Below are 17,144 nucleotides of genomic sequence, written 5' to 3' on the forward strand. Positions count from 1 at the left end.
GCACAGCAGCGCGCGATCGAGGCGCTGCAGGAGGGCGGGCGCGAGATGCAGAACCAGATGGCCGGGATGATGGGGATGATGGAGCCCGGCGAGGGCGAGGGCGATTCCGGCGGCGACAACACCGAGATGGGCGGCGACACCTCCGGCGAGGGCCGCCAGATGGGCCAGGGGCGGGACCCGCTCGGCCGGCCGCGGCGCGACAATGTCGGTGGCCGCGACGAGGGCTCGGACGTGCGCGTGCCCGACGAGATGGAGATGCAGCGCACCCGCGAGATCCAGGAGGAGCTGCGCCGCCGTGCCGGCGAGCGCGAGCGTCCGCAGCCCGAGCTCGAATACATCGACCGTCTGCTGCGCCGGTTCTGAGCGGTCCACCGCCACCACCTTGGGAGGCGCTTGCGCGCGCCTCTCGCGCGTGCGTCTTTCCGCCCGTGTCCCACGCCCGTCTTGCCCTGGTCCTCGGCATCCTCACCGCCGTGGGGCCGCTCTCGATCGACATGTACCTGCCCGCCTTTCCGGCGATCGCCGCCGAGTTCGGCGGCGCGGGCACGGCCGAGACCACGCTCGCGGCGTTCTTCGTCGGGCTGGCGGTCGGGCAGCTGACGCAGGGGCCGCTCGCGGACCGGTTCGGCCGGCGGCGGCCTCTGCTCGCGGGCGGCGTGGTCTATGTGGTCGCCTCGGTCGGCTGCGCGCTCGCGCCGGGGGCGACGAGTTTCTCCCTGTTCCGCGCGCTCGCCGCGTTCGGCGGTTCGGCGGGGATGGTGATCCCGCGTGCGGTCGTGCGCGATGTGTCAGAGGGGGCGGCGGCGGCACGGCTGATGAGCCGGCTGATCCTGGTGATGGGCGCGGCGCCGATCCTCGCCCCCTCGCTCGGCGGGCTGGTGCTCGAGGTCGCGCATTGGCGCGCGATCTTCTGGGTGCTGGCGGCGTATGGCGTGGGGTGTTTGGCGCTGACGCGGTTCGCGCTCGCGGAGACGTTGCCGCCGGAGCGCCGGGTGCGGAGGAACCTGCTCGGCATCGCCGGTGCCTACGCCGCTGCGGCCGCTGATCGGACGTTCCTGGCACCAGCCCTGGCATCCGCGGCCGGGGTGGGGGCGATGTTCGCCTATATCGCCGGCTCGCCCACGGCCTTCATGGGCGTGCACGGGTTGGGTGCCTCGGCCTATGCGGTGTTCTTCGGTGCGAACGCGGCGTGTTACGTCAGTGCGGCGCAGCTGAACGCTTGGCTTCTCAAACGTCATCCGCCGAGCGTGCTGCTGGCGATCGGCGTGACCGTGCTGGGCGTCGCCTCGCTGGTGGTGGCGGTCACGGCGTTCACCGGGGCGGGTGGGCTGGCCGGGCTGGTGATCCCGCTGGCGCTCGCCACCGGCGCCCTGGGCGTTGTGGTGCCGAACGCCTCGGCGCTCGCGCTGGCGCGGCAGGCATCCCGTGCCGGCACGGCATCGGCGCTGATGGGGATGCTGGCATTCGCGCTGGGCGGGGTGGCGGCGGCGGGGGCGTCGCTGCTGGCGGACGGCACGGCGCGGCCGATGGCGGTGCTGATCCTGCTTGGCGGTGTCGGCGCCCTGCTGGCGGAGCGTTGGCGGCGAAGCGTGCTCCGGCCTCGCTAGCGGGATGGGAGATGGGGCAGCGGCCGGGCTGGCCGAGGTCGCCACGCCTGTTCCATCGGCATCGGTGGTGTCGTCAGCGCCCCCCAGGCCCAATGGCGGCGGCTGCGACCATCGAGCCCCTGGACCGTGGCGATCCACGCGCCCGCGTCTCTGGGCAGGCGGGCTGCGCGGCGATCCGTCGCTTGCCACCTGGCGAGCGCGGATCGCTGTGCGTCAGGCGACGCCGCAGGCTCCCATCAAGCCCTTCTAGCGCCCGGGCTTCTCGCCGGATGCCGGCATCGTCTGTCGCTTCATCACCTCCCGGTGGAGGATGTACAGACCGGAAACGACCAGCACCGCCACCCCCGCGAGCATGGTCGGCGCCGGCTGCTCGCCCCAGACCACGAGGCCGATCACGGCTGTCCACAGGATCCCGGTGTATTCGAAGGGGGCAACCAGCGTGGTCTCGCCGCGGCGATAGCCCTCGGTGATCAGCAGCTGCGCGAGCGTGCTGACCAGCCCGACACCGACCAGGATCGCGAACTGCTGGGGGCTCGGCGTCACCCAGGCGAACAGCGTCAGCGTGCCCGCCAGCACCGTGCCGCCGATCGAGAACCAGGCGACGATCACCACGTTGCTCTCGCCGACCTCGCCCATGCGGCGGATCGCGATCATGGCGACGGCCCAGCAGACCGCCCCGAACACGACCACGAGCGCAGGCCCGAGCGCGATATCGCCGGCGCCTGGGCGCAGGATCAGCAGGACCCCCAGAAATCCGACCATGACGGCGCTCCACCGCCGGATCCCGACCTGCTCGCCGAGGAACGGGATGGACAGCGCGGTGAGGAACAGTGGCATGGTGAAGCCGAGCGCGGTCACCTCGGCGAGCGGCAGGTGGGCGTAGCCATAGAAGGTGGTGAACATGCCGCCGAATCCGGCGACGGTGCGCAGCACATGCCAGCCGAAGCGGCGCGTCGCCAGGACCTTCACCCCGCCCTCGCGCCTGATCATCGGGCTGAGCGCGATCAGCGACACGACCGAGCGGAAGAACACGATCTGGATGGTCGGGATCTCGGCGGCGATCCACTTCACCAGCGACGCCGCGACCGCGAAGGTCGCCGCGGCGCCGACCACTGCGGCGATCGCACGCGCTCGCCGCCGGCGGAGCGCAGCATCCTCGGACTCGTCGTCGGGCGGGGTCACGGCGGCGGGCGGTTCCTCGCCGCCACCCTACCCCGCCCCCCCTGGCCGGGCCAGCGCGCAGCGGCTAGGGTCGCGCGTCCATGGCCGAACTCGCCATTCCCCATCACCCTGCGGTCGCGATCGAGGCGATCGAGACCGTCTGGCGCGGCCGCACGGCGCTCCAGCAGGTCCGCTTCACCGTCCAGGGCTTCGGCGGACGGCGCATCGGCCCCGCGACCTGGGAGGTGCTGCGCCGCGGCCGCGCGGTCGCGGTGCTGCCCTACGATCCAGCCGCGGACTTGGTGGTGCTGATCGAGCAGTTCCGCCTGCCCGCGCTCGCCGCCGGCATGGAGCCGGTGCTGATCGAGGCCGCGGCCGGCCTGGTCGATGCCGGCGAGAGCGAGGAAGAGGCCGCACGGCGCGAGACCGAGGAGGAGACGGGGCTTGCCCTCCGCGCGCTGGAACCGGCGGGGCGGTTCCTGCTCACCCCGGGCGTGGCGGACGAGACGATCGCGGTGTTCATCGGCCGCGTGGCAGCGCCGCAGGCGGGCGCGGACGGCGTGGCCGGCCATGCCGGGCTGGATCACGAGCACGAGGACATCCGCGTGATCGTGGTGCCCGCCCTTGCCGCCTTCGCCTGGCTGGACGAAGGGCGGATCGTCAACGCGACGACGGCGATCGCGCTCTACGCGCTGCGGGCGAGACGCGATGCATTGAGGCAGCGCTGGACATGACCACCGAGCCCCTGTTCCGCGACGATGCGTATCTGCGCGAGACCTCGGCGCGGGTGATCGCTGCCGGACCCGACGGCATCGTGCTGGACCGGACCGTGCTCTACGCCACCGGCGGCGGCCAGCCCGGCGATAGCGGCCGGCTCGTGCTCGCCGACGGCAGCACGCTCGCGGTGACCGAGGCTGTGAAGGGCGAGAACGGCGCGATCCTGCATCGTCTTGCGGCGGACGCGAGCGCACCCGCGCCCGGCGCGACCGTCACCGCCTCGGTCGACTGGGACCGCCGCCACCGGCTCATGCGCATGCACACCGCGCTGCACCTGCTGTGCAGCCTGATCCCGGGTGCGGCCGTCACCGGCGGGGCGATCGGCGACGGCAAGGGCCGGCTCGACTTCGACCTGCCGGAGGCGCCGGGCAAGGACACGCTGAACGCGGGCCTCGCGGCGCTGATCGCGGCGGACCATCCGGTGACGACCGAGTGGATCGGCGAGGACGAACTCGATGCCAACCCCGGCCTGGTGCGGACGCTTTCGGTGAAGCCGCCGCGCGGCGCCGGGCGGGTGCGCCTGGTGCGGATCGGCGCCGGCGACCCACCGGTCGATCTCCAGCCCTGCGGCGGCACCCATGTGCGCTCCACCGGCGAGATCGGCCGGATCGCGATCGGCAAGGTCGAGAACAAGGGGCGGCAGAACCGGCGCATCGCGCTCGTGCTGGAGGCGTGACGATGGATGATCGTGGCTACGCGAACCCCGAGGCGCAGGTGTCGGTCGAGGAACTCTCCGCCATCCTCGGCTCGCCCGACCTCGCGGTGATCGACATCACCAAGTATCTGCCGAACGAGGACAAGGACGGGTTCGCCGAGTATCGCCGCGCACACATCCCCGGCGCGCGCTATCTCGACATCGATGCGGTCGCCGACCGTTCCACCGGTCTGCCGCACATGCTGCCCCCGCCCGCCGAGTTCGCCGCGGCGATGCAGGCGCTCGGGATCTCGAACGCGACCCGCGTGGTGTTCTACGACCAGAAGGGGCTGAGCTCGGCCGCGCGCGGCTGGTGGATGATGCGTGTGTTCGGCCACGACCGAGCCGCGGTGCTGGACGGCGGGCTGCCGGCCTGGATCGCCGCTGGCCACGCCTCGGAGTCCGGCGAGCCGCCCCCGCCCGTGCCGACGGTGTTCGCGCCCGCCTTCCGGCCCTGGCTGGTGAAGGACCGGCGCGACGTGCTCGGCACCATCGCCGAGCCGCACACCGTGCTGGTCGACGCACGCCCGGCGCCGCGCTTCCGGGGCGAGGCGCCGGAGCCGCGCCCGGGCGTGCGGGGCGGGCGCGTGCCCGGCAGCACCAACCTGCCGCACACGACCCTGCTGCGGCCGGACGCGACCTTCCGCCCGGCCGGCGAGCTGCGCGCCCTGCTCAAGGAGGCGGGCGTGGACGGCACCCGCCCGGCGATCGCCTCCTGCGGCTCGGGTGTCACCGCCTGCGCGATCGCCTTCGCCGCCCATCTCGCCGGCCTGCCCGACGTCGCGGTCTATGACGGGTCCTGGGCGGAATGGGGCGGGCGCGATGACACACCCATCGTGACTGGCTGAACCGAAGAGAGACACCGATGCCGGATGACGTGCGCCCGCGCGGCGCGAGACACGGGTTCCGCACCCGCATGAGCCATGCCGGACGCGCCGGCACCAAGGTCCACGGCTTCGTCAACCCGCCGGTGCACCGCGGCTCGACCGTGCTCTATCCGCGCGTTGCCGACCGGATCGCCTCGGCCACCAAACGGTACGACCAGGCGCTGACCTACGGCACCCAGGGCGGGCCGAACCATCACGCGCTCGAGGACGTGATCTGCGAGATCGAGGGGGGCGCGCGCTGCCAGATCGTCGGCACCGGCCTCGCCGCCGTGACGGTGCCGCTGCTCGCCTATCTGAGCGCTGGCGATCACCTGCTGCTGCCCGACAGCGTCTACGGCCCGGCGCGCGCCTTCGCCGAGACCCAGCTCACGCGCATGGGCGTGGAGACGACCTTCTACGACCCGACGGTGGACGAGGCCGGCATGGCCGCGTTGATTCGGCCGAACACTCGCGTGGTCTATACCGAGAGCCCGGGCAGCCACAGCTTCGAGATGCAGGACATCCCCGCGATCGCGCGCGCCGCGCACGCGAAGGGAGCGAAGGTGTTGATGGACAACACCTGGGGCATCCATCACTTCCAGCCGTTCCGCCACGGGGTGGATGTCTCGATCCAGGCGCTGACGAAATACGTCGTGGGTCACTCCGACGTGCTGCTCGGCAGCATCACCGTCGCGACGTCTGAGGACTGGACCGCGATCCGCTCCACCGCGCTCGCGCACGGGCATTACGCAAGTCCCGACGACTGCTGGCTCGCACTCCGCGGCGTGCGGACCATGCCGGTTCGGCTGGCGGCGCAGCAGGACGCGGGGCTTGAGGTCGCGCGCTGGTTTGCCGGCCGGCCCGAGGTGCTGGGCGTGCGGCATCCGGCGCTGCCCGGCGCGCCTGGACACGAGCTCTGGAAGCGCGACTTCTCCGGCGCCTGCAGCCTGTTCGGCGTGGTGTTCCGTCCGGACTACTCGGTCGAGGCGACGCATGCCTTCGTCGATGCGCTGACCCTGTTCGGCATAGGCGCCTCCTGGGGCGGCTACGAGAGCCTCGCCCTGCCGACGACGGGATTCATCCGCCGCACCGCGACCTCGGGTGACCTCGGCGGGCCGGCCGTGCGCATCCATGTCGGGCTCGAGGATGTGAGCGATCTGATCGCCGATCTCGAGCACGGCATGGCGGCACTGACCGCGCATCGCGACGAGGCCGAGGCGTCGAAGTAGCGCCCGGTCGTGGCCACGCCGGCCGATGTCCGCACCTGACGACGGCGGCTGGGCACGGCTCGTTCCGGAGCTCATCGTCAGCGACCTGGACGCGAGTCTTGCGTTCTGGTGCGGCACGCTCGGCTTCGGCGTGCGGTTCACGCGTCCGGAGCACCGCTTCGCGTGCCTCCAGCTCGGCACCGCGCAGGTGATGCTGGAACAGCTTGGCGACCGATCCTGGGGGACCGGCCCGCTCGACCGGCCGTTCGGGCGCGGGATCAACCTCCAGATCGAGGTCGACGACGTCACCCTCCTGCACGCGCGTCTCATCGCCGCCGGCGTCGGCCTCTATCGCGATCTCGCCGTCGCCTGGTATCGCGACGGCGAGATCGAGCACGGCCAGGCGCAGCTTCTGGTGCAGGACCCGGACGGTTATCTGCTCCGGTTCTGCACCAGCCTCGGCACGCGGCCGGTCACGGCCTAGCGCAGTCGCGGCAGACGCCCTCGACTTCCACGGTCATCCGGCCCGGCGCGAAGCCCGCGCGCGATGCGGCCGTGGCGAGCGCGGACCGCACGGACTCATCCTCCAGTTCCTGCACCCGGCCGCACTTGCCGCAGATCAGGAACTGAACCGTATGCGCGTGATCGTGATCGTGGTGCTCGTGCCCCGAGGTCGCGCTGTGGCAGCCGATGAAGGCGTTCAGCCGCTCCACCTTGTGCACGAAACCGTGCTCCAGCAGGAACTCGAGCGCGCGGTACACCGTTGGCGGTGCCGCACCGGTGCGGCTCTCCTTCAGCCGGTCGAGCAGCGCATAGGCGCCGATTGGCTGGGCGCTCTCCAGCACCAGGCCGAGCACCTGGCGCCGCAAGGCGGTGAGCCGGGCGCCTTGCGCCGCGCAGGCGGCATGCGCGGCGTCCAGCATCACCTCCACCCGCTTCGGGAACCTGCCGTCCTGGCTCGGCATCGCCGCTCCGGTTGCTCCGCGCTTCATCCGTTATAAGATAACAGACTGAGTCGAGGAGGTCAGCCCACGTGGCCGCACCCTACACACCGCCGTCCGAGACCGCCCGCGCCGCGCTGATCGCGGCGATCCGGTTCGATGACCGGGGCCTCGTGCCCGCGATCACCCAGGATGCCGCGACACGCGAGGTGCTGATGCTGGCCTGGATGAACCGCGAGGCGGTGGCCGAGACGCTCACCACCGGACGCGCCTGCTATTTCTCGCGCAGCCGCGGCGCGCTCTGGCGCAAGGGCGAGCGCTCGGGCCAGACCCAGGCCCTGGTCGATCTGCGCGTCGATTGCGATGGCGACACGGTGCTGCTGCTCGTGCACCAGCACGGCGTCGCGTGCCATACCGGGCGGCGCTCCTGCTTCTTCACCGCGATCCGCGACGGCGCAGTGGCGACGATCCTCGCCCCCCAGGCCGATCCGGCCACGCTCTACGGCGGGCGCGACGCATGAGGGGCATCCCCGTCACCGTGCTCACGGGGTTCCTCGGTGCGGGCAAGACCACGCTGCTGAGCCGGCTGCTGCGCCACCCCGACCTCGCGCGCACCGCCGTGCTGATCAACGAGTTCGGCGAGATCGGGCTCGATCACCTGCTGGTGGAGCGCGTCGAGGGCGATGTGGTGCTGCTCGCCTCCGGCTGCCTCTGCTGCACCGTGCGCGGCGAACTGGTCGAGAGTCTCAACCGTCTTGCGGTGCAGCGGACCGGCGGCGCACTCGAGTTCGACCGCGTCGTGATCGAGACGACCGGGCTCGCCGACCCGGCGCCGATCCTGCACACGCTGATGGGCGATCCCGGCGTGCTGCGCCACTACCGGCTCGACGGCATTGTCACGGTGGTCGATGCCGTGAACGGCGCGGCCACGCTCGATGCGCAGCCCGAGAGCGTGAAGCAGGTCGCGGTCGCCGACCGGCTGGTGCTGAGCAAGGCCGAGCTCGCCGCGCCCGAGACCGTGCAGGCGCTGCGCGCGCGGATCGCGCGGCTCAACCCGGCCGCGCCGCTGATGGTCGCCGCGATGGGCGAGGTCGATCCGGCGCTTCTGCTCCACGCGGGGCTGTTCGATCCTGCGCGCAAGATCCCCGACGTCGCCGCCTGGCTGAACGCCGAAGCCTATGAAGCGCATGATCGCCACGATCACCATCACCACGGCCACGCGCACGGGCAGGACCCGCACGACGTCAACCGCCACGACACGCGCATCCGTGCCTTCTGCCTGACCTTCGATGCGCCGCTCCACTGGCAGGCGGTGGCGACCTGGCTTGAAATGCTGATCGTCACCCGCGGCGAGTCGCTGTTGCGCGTGAAGGGCGTGCTCGACGTCGCCGGTCAGGACGGGCCGATCGCGATCCACGGCGTGCAGCACCTGTTCCACCCGCCCGCGCCCCTGCCCGCCTGGCCCGAGGGCGAGGCGCGCCGATCGCGCATCGTCTTCATCGTGCGCGATCTCGACCGCGCGGTGATCGAGGAGGGGCTGCGCGCGTTCCAGGACGCGAGCGCACGGGAGCAGGCGATTCGCGCCTCTTGAGCGCTGCCGGCGCGGCCGTCACACAGGCTTCACCGCTCCGTCATCGACCCGTCACCGCCGCGCGGCATGGTGCCTTCCGATACGAACGGGAGAAGGAGGCCCCCATGCTCCGACGCGCCATGCTGGCGGCTATGCTTGCCGCCGCCCTGCCGGCTGCCGCGCAGACGCAGACCATCACGCTCGCGGTCACCGACGTCGAAGGACTCGAGGCGCTCCAGCGCGAATGGGGGCCCTTCGCGGAGGCATTCCGGAAGGCCTCCGGGATCGCCATGCGGTTCTTCCCGGTGAACAACCGCACCGCCGCGGTCGAGGCCATGAACGCGCGACGGATCGACTTCGTGCTGACCGGCCCGGCCGAGTACGTGGTGTTCCGTGCGCGCAGCGAGGTCCGGCCGGTGGTGATCTTCTCGCGTCCGGACTACTACGCGAACATCGTCGTGCTCGCCGACAGTCCCTACCAGCTTCCGGCCGACCTCAAGGGCCGCAAGGTCGCGTTCGGCGCGGTCGGTTCCACCAGCCGCCACCTCGCGCCGATGCAGGTGCTGGCCGACCAGGGCATCGATCCGCGGCGCGACATCCAGCCCGTGCATCTCTCCGTGCCGGTGCAGGTCGAGAGCCTGAAGCGCGGCGACGTAGCCGCCGCCGGGTTCAACTTCACGGACCTCCTGCGCCTGCGCGAGCGCGAGAAGGACACGGCCTTCCGCGTGATCGCGCGCGGCCGCGACCTGCCGGACGACGTGCTGATCGCCGGGGCGCACGTCGCGCCCGCAGTGGTCACGCAGGTGCGCGAGACCTTCGTCGCGCACAGCGATGCGCTGATCGCCGCCATCCTGTCGGTCGAGCCGAACCGGAAGTACACGGGGATGCGCTTCCTCGCGGGCGTGCAGGATGCGGACTTCAACTATGTCCGGTCGATGTACCGCACCATCGGTCAGGCGCAGTTCAGCGAGTTCCCCGGCAATTGACGACGCTCGCGGCCGAGCGCGCCGTCGGCCCCGCTGGCGCGCCGGCGGCTCCCTGCCTCGACGCCCGCGCGCATCCGCTTGACATCGCGGCGGAGGGGATCGTCAAGCGGTTCGGCTGCGTCACGGTGCTGGACGGCGTCTCGCTCGCTGTCCGCCGCGGCGAGACGGTGGCGCTGATCGGCGCCAACGGGGCTGGGAAGTCGACGCTGCTCCGCACCCTGCTGCGCCTGGTCGAGCCCGACGCCGGCGAGCCGGTTGTGCTCGGCGAGTCGGTCTCGCGGCTCGGCGGGCGGGCGCTCAGACGGCTCCGCCGGCGCGTCGGCGTCGTGTTCCAGAGGCACAATCTCGTGCCGCGGCTCACGGTGCTGACCAATGTCGTGCACGGCGCGCTCGGACGGACCGATCTGCGGGCCGCGCACCAGGCGATCGCCCCGCGTGCGCTGCGCGACGAAGCAATGGCGTGCCTCGCGCGCGTCGGGCTGCCCCATCTTGCACGCCAGCGCGCCGACACGCTCTCGGGCGGACAGAGCCAGCGTGTGGCGATCGCGCGCGCGCTGATGCAGCGCCCGGAGGCAATGCTCGCCGACGAGCCGGTCGCGAGCCTCGACCCGGCCGCCGGCGAGGAGGTGATGGCGCTGTTCGCGACCCTCACGCGCGATGCGGGGATGACGCTGCTGTTCACCACCCATGGCATGGCGCACGCACTCGCCTACGCGGACCGCGTGGTCGGACTGCGCGCGGGGCGCGTCGTGCTGGACGAGCCGACGCGGCCGGCGCTTGCCCCGGTGCTGGAGCGGTTTTTTGACTGACGCCGCGCTGCGTGCGCCGGCACGGTTCGAGCGCCCGGGGATCCTTGCGTTCCTGCTCTGGGTCGCGGCGCTGGCGCTGCTGGCCGCGAGCCTGCGTGGTGTCGGATTCTCGGTAGGCACCTTCGTCGAGGGGCTGCCGGCAATGGGCCGGTTCGCCGCCAATCTGTTCCCACCCTCCACGGAACGGCTCGGCCCGATGCTCGCGGCCCTCGCCGAGACGTTCATGATGGCGGTCGCCGGCACGGCGATCGGGGCCGCGCTCTCCTTGCCGCTCGCGGTACTGGCGGCGCGACGGCTGTCGCCGCATCGCGTGATGGAGCTCGCCACGCGCGGGCTGATCAGCCTGTTCCGCACCGTGCCCGACCTGATCTGGGCGCTGTTCTTCGTTGTCACCGTGGGGCTCGGGCCGTTTGCCGGCACGCTCGCGCTGATCGTCGACACGATCGGCTTCTGCGGCCGGTTCTTCGCCGAGGCGATGGAGGAGGCCGATCGCGGCCCGCAGGAGGCACTCGCTGCGCTTGGCGCGGGTCGCGGTGCGATCGTCGTCTCGGCGGTGATTCCGGCCGCCGCTCCGGCGATGATCGGCACTTCGCTGTTCTCGCTCGAGAAGGCGACGCGGTCCTCGGTCGTGCTCGGGCTGGTGGGCGCGGGCGGGATCGGCATGGAGCTCGAAGTGGCGATCAGCTTCTTCAACTACCCCGAGGCGGCAAGCATCATCCTCGCGATCTTCGTGCTCGTCCTGGCCGTGGAGCAGGCGAGCCAGGCGCTGCGCCGGCGCATCATCGCCTGACCGCCGCGCCGGCGTTGCCGGGCGGCGCGCCAGCGCCTAAGCCTAGGCTCATGGCTGCCCTGAGACTCGCCAGCGTCACCGGCGGCACGCTGCGCCCGCACCTCGCCGATGTCGCGCGGCTGCGCATCGCCGTGTTCCGCGAATGGCCCTATCTCTACGACGGCGATGCCGCCTCCGAGGAGCGCTACCTCGCGCGCTACGCCGCCGCGCCCGGTGCCGCCGTGGTGCTGGCCCTCGACGGCGACCGCGTGGTCGGCGCCTCGACCTGCCTGCCACTGGTCGAGGAGGGTGAGGCGGTGAAGACCCCGTTCGTCACTGCCGGCTGGACTCTCGGCCGCGTGTTCTATTTCGGCGAGTCGGTGCTGCTGCCCGCGTATCGCGGCCGTGGCGTGGGCGTCGGCTTCTTCACCGAGCGCGAGGCGCATGCGCGACGCTTCCCCGGCATCGACACGGCGGCGTTCTGCGCCGTGGTCCGCGATCCGGCCGATCCGCGCAGGCCGGCGGACCACGTCCCGCTCGATGCGTTCTGGCGCAACCGAGGCTACGCACCCGCGCCGGAGCTCGCCTGCGCCATGCGCTGGAAGGAGATCGGCGCGGCCGAGGAGACGCCGCACCGCCTCGCCTTCTGGCTGAAGCGCCTCGCGCCGGGGCCGGCGTGATGCGTCTTGCCGCTCTCGCCTGGACGGTCGAGCGCACCCACTCGGTCGAGGCGTTCGCGCAACGGCTGGATCGCGCGCTCGGCGAGCTGGCCGCGCAGGGCGTCGATCTCGTCATGCTGCCGGAATATGCCGCGGTGGAGGTGGGTGCTGCCCGTGCCGCAGGGTGCGGGGCCCGGGCGGAGGTGGCGGAGACGGCTGCGCTCGCGCACGCGCTCGAGCACGCGATGGAGGGCGGCGCCGCGTCCCACGGGCTCTGGCTGCTCGGCGGCTCGCTGCCGGTGCCGGAGGGCGGCAGGCTGGTGAACCGCGCGACGCTGTTCGCGCCCGACGGACGCCGCGCGGTCCAGCGCAAGTGCCGCATGACGCGGTTCGAGACCGAGGAGTGGGGCGTCGCCCCGGGCGGCCCGCCGGTGGCGATCGAGACCCCATGGGGCCGGCTCGGCATCGCGGTCTGCTACGACGCCGAGTTCCCATCGATCGTGCGCGCGATGGTCACTGCCGGCACCTGGCTCGTGCTGGTGCCGGCGTGTACCGATACCGTCGCCGGCGCGACGCGCGTCACGGTCTGCGCGCGCGCCCGCGCAATCGAGAACCAGTGCTTCGTCGCGGTCGCGCCCACGCTTGGTGCGGCGCCGTGGTGCGAGAGCCTGAACACCAATCATGGCCGCGCGGGCATCTATGGTCCCGCGGATCGTGGCTTCCCCCCCGATGGGATCATCGCCGAGGGCGCTGAAGACACACCTGGCGCAGTGATCGCCGATCTCGATCCCGGCACGATCGAGCGTGTGCGCGAGCACGGTGCGGTGCGCAATCACCGCGACTGGCCGGACGAGCCGATCACCAGCGCCGTCATCTCGCCGCTCGCTCCGGTGGCCACATGATCGACCGTGATCTGCTGCTGCGTGCAACCGTCGGGCTGATCGCGGCGCCGAGCGAGAACCCGCCAGACGATACGCGGGCGGCAGCCGAGGTCGCGATCCGTCTGCTGCGTGCGATTCCCGGCGTGGTCGTGACGGAGCACACCAAGGCGGAGCCGGTTCGCAACGTCGTCGCGGTGCTGCCCGGCGCGCGTCCGGGCAAGCGGCTCGTGCTGTCCGGACACCTCGACACCTACCCCGCCGGCGATCCGTCACGTTGGTCGGTGCCACCCTTCGCCGCGACGATCCGGAACGACCGGCTCTACGGCCGTGGCGCTGCCGACATGAAGGGCGGGATCGCCGCCGCGATCGCCGCGCTGGCGGCGCTCGCTGAGCGACCCGACTTCGCCGGTGAGCTCGTCCTCGCGCTCGCTGGCGACGAGGAGAGCATGGGCACGTCGGGCACGCAGTTCCTGCTCGACACGGTGCCGGCCGTGCGCGGCGATGTCGCGATCGTGCCGGATGCCGGCAGCCCTGCCGTGATCCGGTTCGGCGAGAAGGGCATGGTGTGGCTCGACCTCGCGGCGGAAGGACGCGCGGCACACGGCGCGCATGTGCATCGCGGCGACAACGCGGCCGAGCGGCTGATGGAGGCGGTGCGCCGCATCCTCGCGCTGCGCGATTGGCCGGTTGATGCTCCGGCATCGATTCGCGAGGCGAGCGCGGCGGCGCGGGCGGTGAGCGAACCGCTCGGCGGTGCCGGCGAGGCAGACACGCTCACGCGCATCACGGTCAATCTCGGCACGATCGCGGCGGGGATTTCGCCCAATCTGGTGCCGGACCGCGCCATCGCCGGGCTCGACATCCGCCTGCCGCCGGGAGCCACCACCGCCGCGGTCATCGCCGCCGCCCGCGCCGCGATCGCCGACCTCCCGCGCGTCAGCATGACCGTGCGTGTCGCCTGGGAACCGACGGTGACCGACCCCACCCACCCGCTGTTCGAGGCGCTGCGCCGCAGCGCCGCACGCGTGCTCGGCACGGAACCGGTCTTGAACATGCGCGTCGGCGCCTCGGATGCGCGGCTGTTCCGGCTCGCCGGTATCCCGACCGCCGTGTTCGGCCCCACGCCCTACGGCATGGGCGGGGGCGACGAGTACGTGCTGATCCCGGAACTGATCGCCGTCGCCGAGACGATCGAGGCGGCATCGCGCGACATCCTCGGCGGATGACACTGCTCTACCTGGTCGCCGGCGAGGCGTCAGGCGACATGCTTGGCGCGCGGCTGATGGCGGCGCTGCGCGCGCGCCGGCCCGACCTCGCCTTCGTCGGTATCGGCGGGCCGCGCATGGCCGAGCAGGGGCTCGTTTCGCTCTTCCCGATGGACGAGCTGTCGCTGATGGGGCTCGCCGAGGTGCTGCCGAAGCTGCGTGGCCTTGCGCGCCGGATGGCGGAGGCGGAGGCGGATGTGCTGGCGCGCCGACCTGTCGCCCTGGTCACGATCGATGCACCGTCCTTCACGCTCCGCCTCGCCGGGCGCGTGCGGCCGAAGGGCGTGCGCGTGATCCACTACGTGGCGCCGCAGGTCTGGGCCTGGCGGCAGGGACGCGTGCGCAAGATCGCGAGGCGTGTGGACCGGCTGCTCGCGCTGTTGCCGTTCGAGCCGCCGTTCTTCGAGGCGGCCGGTATCCCGACGACGTTCGTCGGCCACCCAGTGATCGAGAGCGGCGCCGATCGCGGCGGCGCGGCACGGTTCCGCGCGGCGCACGGGCTCGAACCGGCGTGGAAGCTGCTCGCGGTGATGCCCGGCAGCCGCGGCGGCGAGCTGGCGCGCCACCTGCCGATCTTCACGCGCACGGCAGAGCTCCTCCGCCAGTACGTCGGCGATCTCGCGCTTGCCGTGCCGACCCTGCCCCGCCTCGTCGACGCCATACGCCGTGCACCGTGGCCGATCCCGCCGATCGTGCTCACCGAGGCGGCAGGCAAGCACGATGCCTGGGCCGCATCGACGGCCGCGCTCGCGAAGTCGGGCACGACATCGCTCGAGCTGGCGGTCGCCGGCGTGCCTCAGGTGGTGGCCTATCGGGTGAACCCGATCACCGCGGCGATCGTCCGGCGCCTGATCACCGTGCCGCATGCGAGCCTGGTGAACCTGCTCGCGGGAGAGCCGGTGGTACCAGAGCTCCTCCAGGAGCGCTGCACGCCGGAGGCGCTGGCCGAAGCGCTGCTGCCGCTCCTCACCGACGCGGCTCCAGCCGGGGTGCAGCGCGCGGCCTTCGGCCGCGTCCTCGCGCAGCTCCGCCCATCCGGCGGGCTCGCGCCCTCGGAGGCCGCCGCCGAGGCCGTGCTCGCCGAGCTTGCCGCTCCTCAGCGGTAGAACACCTCGGGCAGGTAGAGCACGAAGCCCGGCCAGTAGGTCACCACCAGCAGCGCGCCGAACAACGGGATCAGGAACGGTGCGATCGCCGCTGTGGTGAACTCGAAGCTGCGGTTCGCGATCCGCGCGAGCACGTAGATCACCATTCCGACCGGCGGCGTCAGCAGGCCGATCACCAGGTTGAGCGTCATGATGATGCCGAACTGCACCGGGTCGACGCCGATCTTGGTGATCAGCGGCAGCAGCACCGGCACCAGGATGGTGATCGCGGCGATCGTTTCGAGGAAGCAGCCGACCACCAGCAGCAGAAGGTTCACCAGCAGCAGGACCAGCACCTTGTTCTCGGTGACGGAGAGGACCGCCTCGGCCACCTCCTCGCTGATCCGCGTCGTGGTGATCAGCCAGCCGAAGATCGAGGCGCCGGCGACGATCATCAGGATGATCGCGGTGGTCTCGATCGTCTCCATCGACACCCGCACCAGCCGGTTCCAGCCGAGTGTGCGATACGCGACCAGGCCGAGGAACAGCGCGTAGACGGTCGCCGCGATCGCCGCCTCGGTCGGCGTGAAAATGCCGGACTTCATGCCGCCGATCAGGATCACCGGCGTCATCAGCGGCAGCACGGCGCGGAAGGTCGAATGCGCGAGTCGCATCCAGCCGAACGAGGCGTCGCGAGGGAAGTTCCTCAGCCGTGCCACGATGGCGACCCAGCCGAACAGGATCACCGCGATCAGCAGCCCCGGCAGGATGCCGGCGGCGAAGAGCTGACCCACCGAGGTGTTCGCCATCACCCCGTAGATGACCAGCGGCAAGGACGGCGGAATGATCGGCCCGATCACCGAGGAGGCGGCGGTGATGCCGATGGCGAAGTTGTCGGGGTACTTGTTGTCCCGCATCGCCTTGATCTCGATCGTGCCGAGACCGCCGGCATCCGCCACCGCAGTGCCCGACATGCCGGCGAAGATGATCGAGGCAAACACGTTGACGTGGCCGAGGCCGCCCTTGGCCCAACCCACGGCGGCGATGGCGAAGTGGAAGATGCGGTCGGTGATGCCGGCGCTGTTCATCAGGTTGCCGGCCATGATGAAGAACGGCACCGCGAGCAGCGGGAAGCTGTCGATGCCGTTGACCATCCGGTGCACGACGACGAGCAGCGGCAGGTCGCCCGTGAGCGCGACATAGAGCAGTGACGCACCGCCGAGCGCGACGGCCACCGGCAGGCCGATCAGCAGGAAGCCGATGAAGGAGAGGAACAGCAGCGCAGTCACGTGCGCATCCCCTCGGACTCGCGCGGCTGCTCGCCGGCCCTGAAGGTCGTCACCGCGTACCAGGCGAACCGGATCGTCGTCAGCACCAGGCCGAAGAAGGCGACGTAGTAGACGAGGCCGAGCGGCAGATCGACCACCACCATCGGCTGATACCACATCGCCTCGGCGATCTCGAAGCAGAGCCACGCAGCGACGCCGAAGAACACCACAGCGATCAGCGAGAGCAGGATGCGCAGCCAGCGTCTCGGCCCGGGCGGCAGGATGTAGAGCACGATTTCGAGCGCGATATGCGTGCCCTTGCGCGCCGCCATCGCCGCCCCGACAAAGGTGACGCAGATCAGCAGGTAGCGCGCGATCTCCTCAGTCCAGGCGATCGAGTCGTTCAGCACGTAGCGGGTGAAGAACTGCAGGAACACCACGCCCGCGAGCACCCAGAAGATGCCGAAGACGATCCAGTCCTCGATCCGCCAGTCGCCCGGCGGCTCGTGCAGCTCGGCGTCCTCCTGCTGGTGCAGCAGCTCCTCGAAGCCCGGGGTGGCGTCGTCATTCGCCGGCGTCTGGTTCTCAGCCACCCCTT

20 protein-coding genes are annotated in these 17,144 nt (G+C 71.6%); 16 read left to right on the plus strand and 4 right to left on the minus strand.

The window, feature by feature from the left end:
* Both ACTIFU_RS02795 and ACTIFU_RS02800 read left to right on the plus strand, forming a co-directional pair.
* A partial coding sequence (locus tag ACTIFU_RS02795) for a DUF4175 family protein (protein WP_439576762.1) occupies positions 1-363 on the plus strand: 363 nt, incomplete at its 5' end.
* Between the two features lie 65 nt (positions 364-428).
* The gene (locus tag ACTIFU_RS02800; RefSeq protein ID WP_439576763.1) at positions 429-1,607 is read left to right on the plus strand and encodes a multidrug effflux MFS transporter; all 1,179 of its coding nucleotides are present in this window, start codon (positions 429-431) and stop codon (positions 1,605-1,607) included.
* Positions 1,608-1,853: 246 nt separating this feature from the next.
* On the opposite strand, the gene ACTIFU_RS02805 is transcribed toward ACTIFU_RS02800, so the two are convergent.
* Positions 1,854-2,789 (minus strand): DMT family transporter, encoded by a 936-nt coding sequence (locus ACTIFU_RS02805; protein ID WP_439576764.1) that lies wholly within the window; start codon positions 2,787-2,789, stop codon positions 1,854-1,856.
* An 80-nt stretch (positions 2,790-2,869) separates the two neighbouring features.
* Between ACTIFU_RS02805 and ACTIFU_RS02810 the strand changes: the two genes are divergently transcribed.
* From ACTIFU_RS02810 to ACTIFU_RS02830, 5 genes are read left to right on the plus strand one after another with little or no spacing between them, the layout of a single operon-like run.
* Positions 2,870-3,502, plus strand: a complete 633-nt coding sequence (locus tag ACTIFU_RS02810; RefSeq protein WP_439576765.1) for an NUDIX domain-containing protein — start codon at positions 2,870-2,872, stop codon at positions 3,500-3,502.
* Entirely contained in the window at positions 3,499-4,221 is a 723-nt protein-coding gene (locus ACTIFU_RS02815; protein ID WP_439576766.1) for an alanyl-tRNA editing protein, read from the plus strand. The genes ACTIFU_RS02810 and ACTIFU_RS02815 overlap by 4 nt, the downstream gene beginning before the upstream one ends.
* Before the next feature lie 2 nt (positions 4,222-4,223).
* On the plus strand, positions 4,224-5,087 hold the full coding sequence (gene sseA, locus ACTIFU_RS02820) for a 3-mercaptopyruvate sulfurtransferase (RefSeq protein WP_439576767.1): 864 nt from the start codon (positions 4,224-4,226) through the stop codon (positions 5,085-5,087).
* 17 nt (positions 5,088-5,104) lie between these two features.
* A complete protein-coding gene (metC, locus tag ACTIFU_RS02825; protein ID WP_439576768.1) occupies positions 5,105-6,334 on the plus strand; it encodes a cystathionine beta-lyase in 1,230 nt (409 codons plus the stop codon).
* A gap of 25 nt (positions 6,335-6,359) precedes the next feature.
* Positions 6,360-6,797 carry a bleomycin resistance protein gene (locus tag ACTIFU_RS02830; RefSeq protein WP_439576769.1) on the plus strand — a complete coding sequence of 146 codons (438 nt, stop codon included), beginning with the start codon at positions 6,360-6,362 and terminating at the stop codon, positions 6,795-6,797.
* On the opposite strand, the gene ACTIFU_RS02835 is transcribed toward ACTIFU_RS02830, so the two are convergent.
* Positions 6,787-7,278, minus strand: coding sequence for a transcriptional repressor (locus ACTIFU_RS02835; RefSeq protein ID WP_439576770.1), 492 nt, complete (start codon positions 7,276-7,278; stop codon positions 6,787-6,789). The genes ACTIFU_RS02830 and ACTIFU_RS02835 overlap by 11 nt on opposite strands.
* Before the next feature lie 68 nt (positions 7,279-7,346).
* Here ACTIFU_RS02835 and hisI point away from each other — a divergent pair, with 68 nt between their 5' ends.
* The 9 genes from hisI to lpxB all read left to right on the plus strand — a co-directional run bounded on the left by hisI (position 7,347) and on the right by lpxB (position 15,299).
* A complete protein-coding gene (gene hisI, locus ACTIFU_RS02840) occupies positions 7,347-7,775 on the plus strand; it encodes a phosphoribosyl-AMP cyclohydrolase (RefSeq protein ID WP_439576771.1) in 429 nt (142 codons plus the stop codon).
* On the plus strand, positions 7,772-8,845 hold the full coding sequence (locus tag ACTIFU_RS02845; RefSeq protein ID WP_439576772.1) for a CobW family GTP-binding protein: 1,074 nt from the start codon (positions 7,772-7,774) through the stop codon (positions 8,843-8,845). The genes hisI and ACTIFU_RS02845 overlap by 4 nt, the downstream gene beginning before the upstream one ends.
* 104 nt (positions 8,846-8,949) lie before the next feature.
* Complete coding sequence (locus ACTIFU_RS02850; protein ID WP_439576773.1) at positions 8,950-9,810, plus strand: PhnD/SsuA/transferrin family substrate-binding protein; 861 nt, start codon at positions 8,950-8,952, stop codon at positions 9,808-9,810.
* Positions 9,807-10,619 carry a phosphonate ABC transporter ATP-binding protein gene (locus ACTIFU_RS02855; protein WP_439576774.1) on the plus strand — a complete coding sequence of 271 codons (813 nt, stop codon included), beginning with the start codon at positions 9,807-9,809 and terminating at the stop codon, positions 10,617-10,619. The genes ACTIFU_RS02850 and ACTIFU_RS02855 overlap by 4 nt, the downstream gene beginning before the upstream one ends.
* Entirely contained in the window at positions 10,612-11,409 is a 798-nt protein-coding gene (gene phnE / locus ACTIFU_RS02860) for a phosphonate ABC transporter, permease protein PhnE (RefSeq protein WP_439576775.1), read from the plus strand. Before ACTIFU_RS02855 ends, phnE begins: the two co-directional genes overlap by 8 nt.
* A gap of 50 nt (positions 11,410-11,459) precedes the next feature.
* Positions 11,460-12,068, plus strand: coding sequence for a GNAT family N-acetyltransferase (locus tag ACTIFU_RS02865; RefSeq protein WP_439576776.1), 609 nt, complete (start codon positions 11,460-11,462; stop codon positions 12,066-12,068).
* Positions 12,068-12,949 carry a carbon-nitrogen hydrolase family protein gene (locus ACTIFU_RS02870; RefSeq protein WP_439576777.1) on the plus strand — a complete coding sequence of 294 codons (882 nt, stop codon included), beginning with the start codon at positions 12,068-12,070 and terminating at the stop codon, positions 12,947-12,949. The genes ACTIFU_RS02865 and ACTIFU_RS02870 overlap by 1 nt, the downstream gene beginning before the upstream one ends.
* Complete coding sequence (locus ACTIFU_RS02875) at positions 12,946-14,154, plus strand: M20/M25/M40 family metallo-hydrolase (RefSeq protein ID WP_439576778.1); 1,209 nt, start codon at positions 12,946-12,948, stop codon at positions 14,152-14,154. The genes ACTIFU_RS02870 and ACTIFU_RS02875 overlap by 4 nt, the downstream gene beginning before the upstream one ends.
* Positions 14,151-15,299, plus strand: coding sequence for a lipid-A-disaccharide synthase (lpxB, locus tag ACTIFU_RS02880; RefSeq protein WP_439576779.1), 1,149 nt, complete (start codon positions 14,151-14,153; stop codon positions 15,297-15,299). The genes ACTIFU_RS02875 and lpxB overlap by 4 nt, the downstream gene beginning before the upstream one ends.
* Here lpxB and ACTIFU_RS02885 read toward each other — a convergent pair.
* The gene (locus ACTIFU_RS02885; protein ID WP_439576780.1) at positions 15,290-16,567 is read right to left on the minus strand and encodes a TRAP transporter large permease; all 1,278 of its coding nucleotides are present in this window, start codon (positions 16,565-16,567) and stop codon (positions 15,290-15,292) included. The genes lpxB and ACTIFU_RS02885 overlap by 10 nt on opposite strands.
* Positions 16,564-17,139: a TRAP transporter small permease gene (locus ACTIFU_RS02890; RefSeq protein ID WP_439576781.1), complete on the minus strand. Its 576-nt coding sequence runs from the start codon at positions 17,137-17,139 to the stop codon at positions 16,564-16,566. Before ACTIFU_RS02890 ends, ACTIFU_RS02885 begins: the two co-directional genes overlap by 4 nt.
* Between the last annotated feature and the right edge of the window lie 5 nt (positions 17,140-17,144).

Source organism: Elioraea sp. (genome assembly GCF_051860475.1).
GTDB lineage: Bacteria > Pseudomonadota > Alphaproteobacteria > Acetobacterales > Acetobacteraceae > Elioraea.

Bases quoted from the DNA above. Each gene is read 5' to 3' on its own strand.
- ACTIFU_RS02810 (WP_439576765.1), top strand. From the start codon at position 2,870: ATGGCCGAACTCGCCATTCCCCATCACCCTGCGGTCGCGATCGAGGCG.
- ACTIFU_RS02815 (WP_439576766.1), top strand. From the start codon at position 3,499: ATGACCACCGAGCCCCTGTTCCGCGACGATGCGTATCTGCGCGAGACC.
- sseA (WP_439576767.1), top strand. From the start codon at position 4,224: ATGGATGATCGTGGCTACGCGAACCCCGAGGCGCAGGTGTCGGTCGAG.
- metC (WP_439576768.1), top strand. From the start codon at position 5,105: ATGCCGGATGACGTGCGCCCGCGCGGCGCGAGACACGGGTTCCGCACC.
- ACTIFU_RS02830 (WP_439576769.1), top strand. From the start codon at position 6,360: ATGTCCGCACCTGACGACGGCGGCTGGGCACGGCTCGTTCCGGAGCTC.
- ACTIFU_RS02835 (WP_439576770.1), bottom strand. From the start codon at position 7,278: ATGCCGAGCCAGGACGGCAGGTTCCCGAAGCGGGTGGAGGTGATGCTG.
- ACTIFU_RS02845 (WP_439576772.1), top strand. From the start codon at position 7,772: ATGAGGGGCATCCCCGTCACCGTGCTCACGGGGTTCCTCGGTGCGGGC.
- ACTIFU_RS02850 (WP_439576773.1), top strand. From the start codon at position 8,950: ATGCTCCGACGCGCCATGCTGGCGGCTATGCTTGCCGCCGCCCTGCCG.
- ACTIFU_RS02865 (WP_439576776.1), top strand. From the start codon at position 11,460: ATGGCTGCCCTGAGACTCGCCAGCGTCACCGGCGGCACGCTGCGCCCG.
- ACTIFU_RS02870 (WP_439576777.1), top strand. From the start codon at position 12,068: ATGCGTCTTGCCGCTCTCGCCTGGACGGTCGAGCGCACCCACTCGGTC.
- ACTIFU_RS02875 (WP_439576778.1), top strand. From the start codon at position 12,946: ATGATCGACCGTGATCTGCTGCTGCGTGCAACCGTCGGGCTGATCGCG.
- lpxB (WP_439576779.1), top strand. From the start codon at position 14,151: ATGACACTGCTCTACCTGGTCGCCGGCGAGGCGTCAGGCGACATGCTT.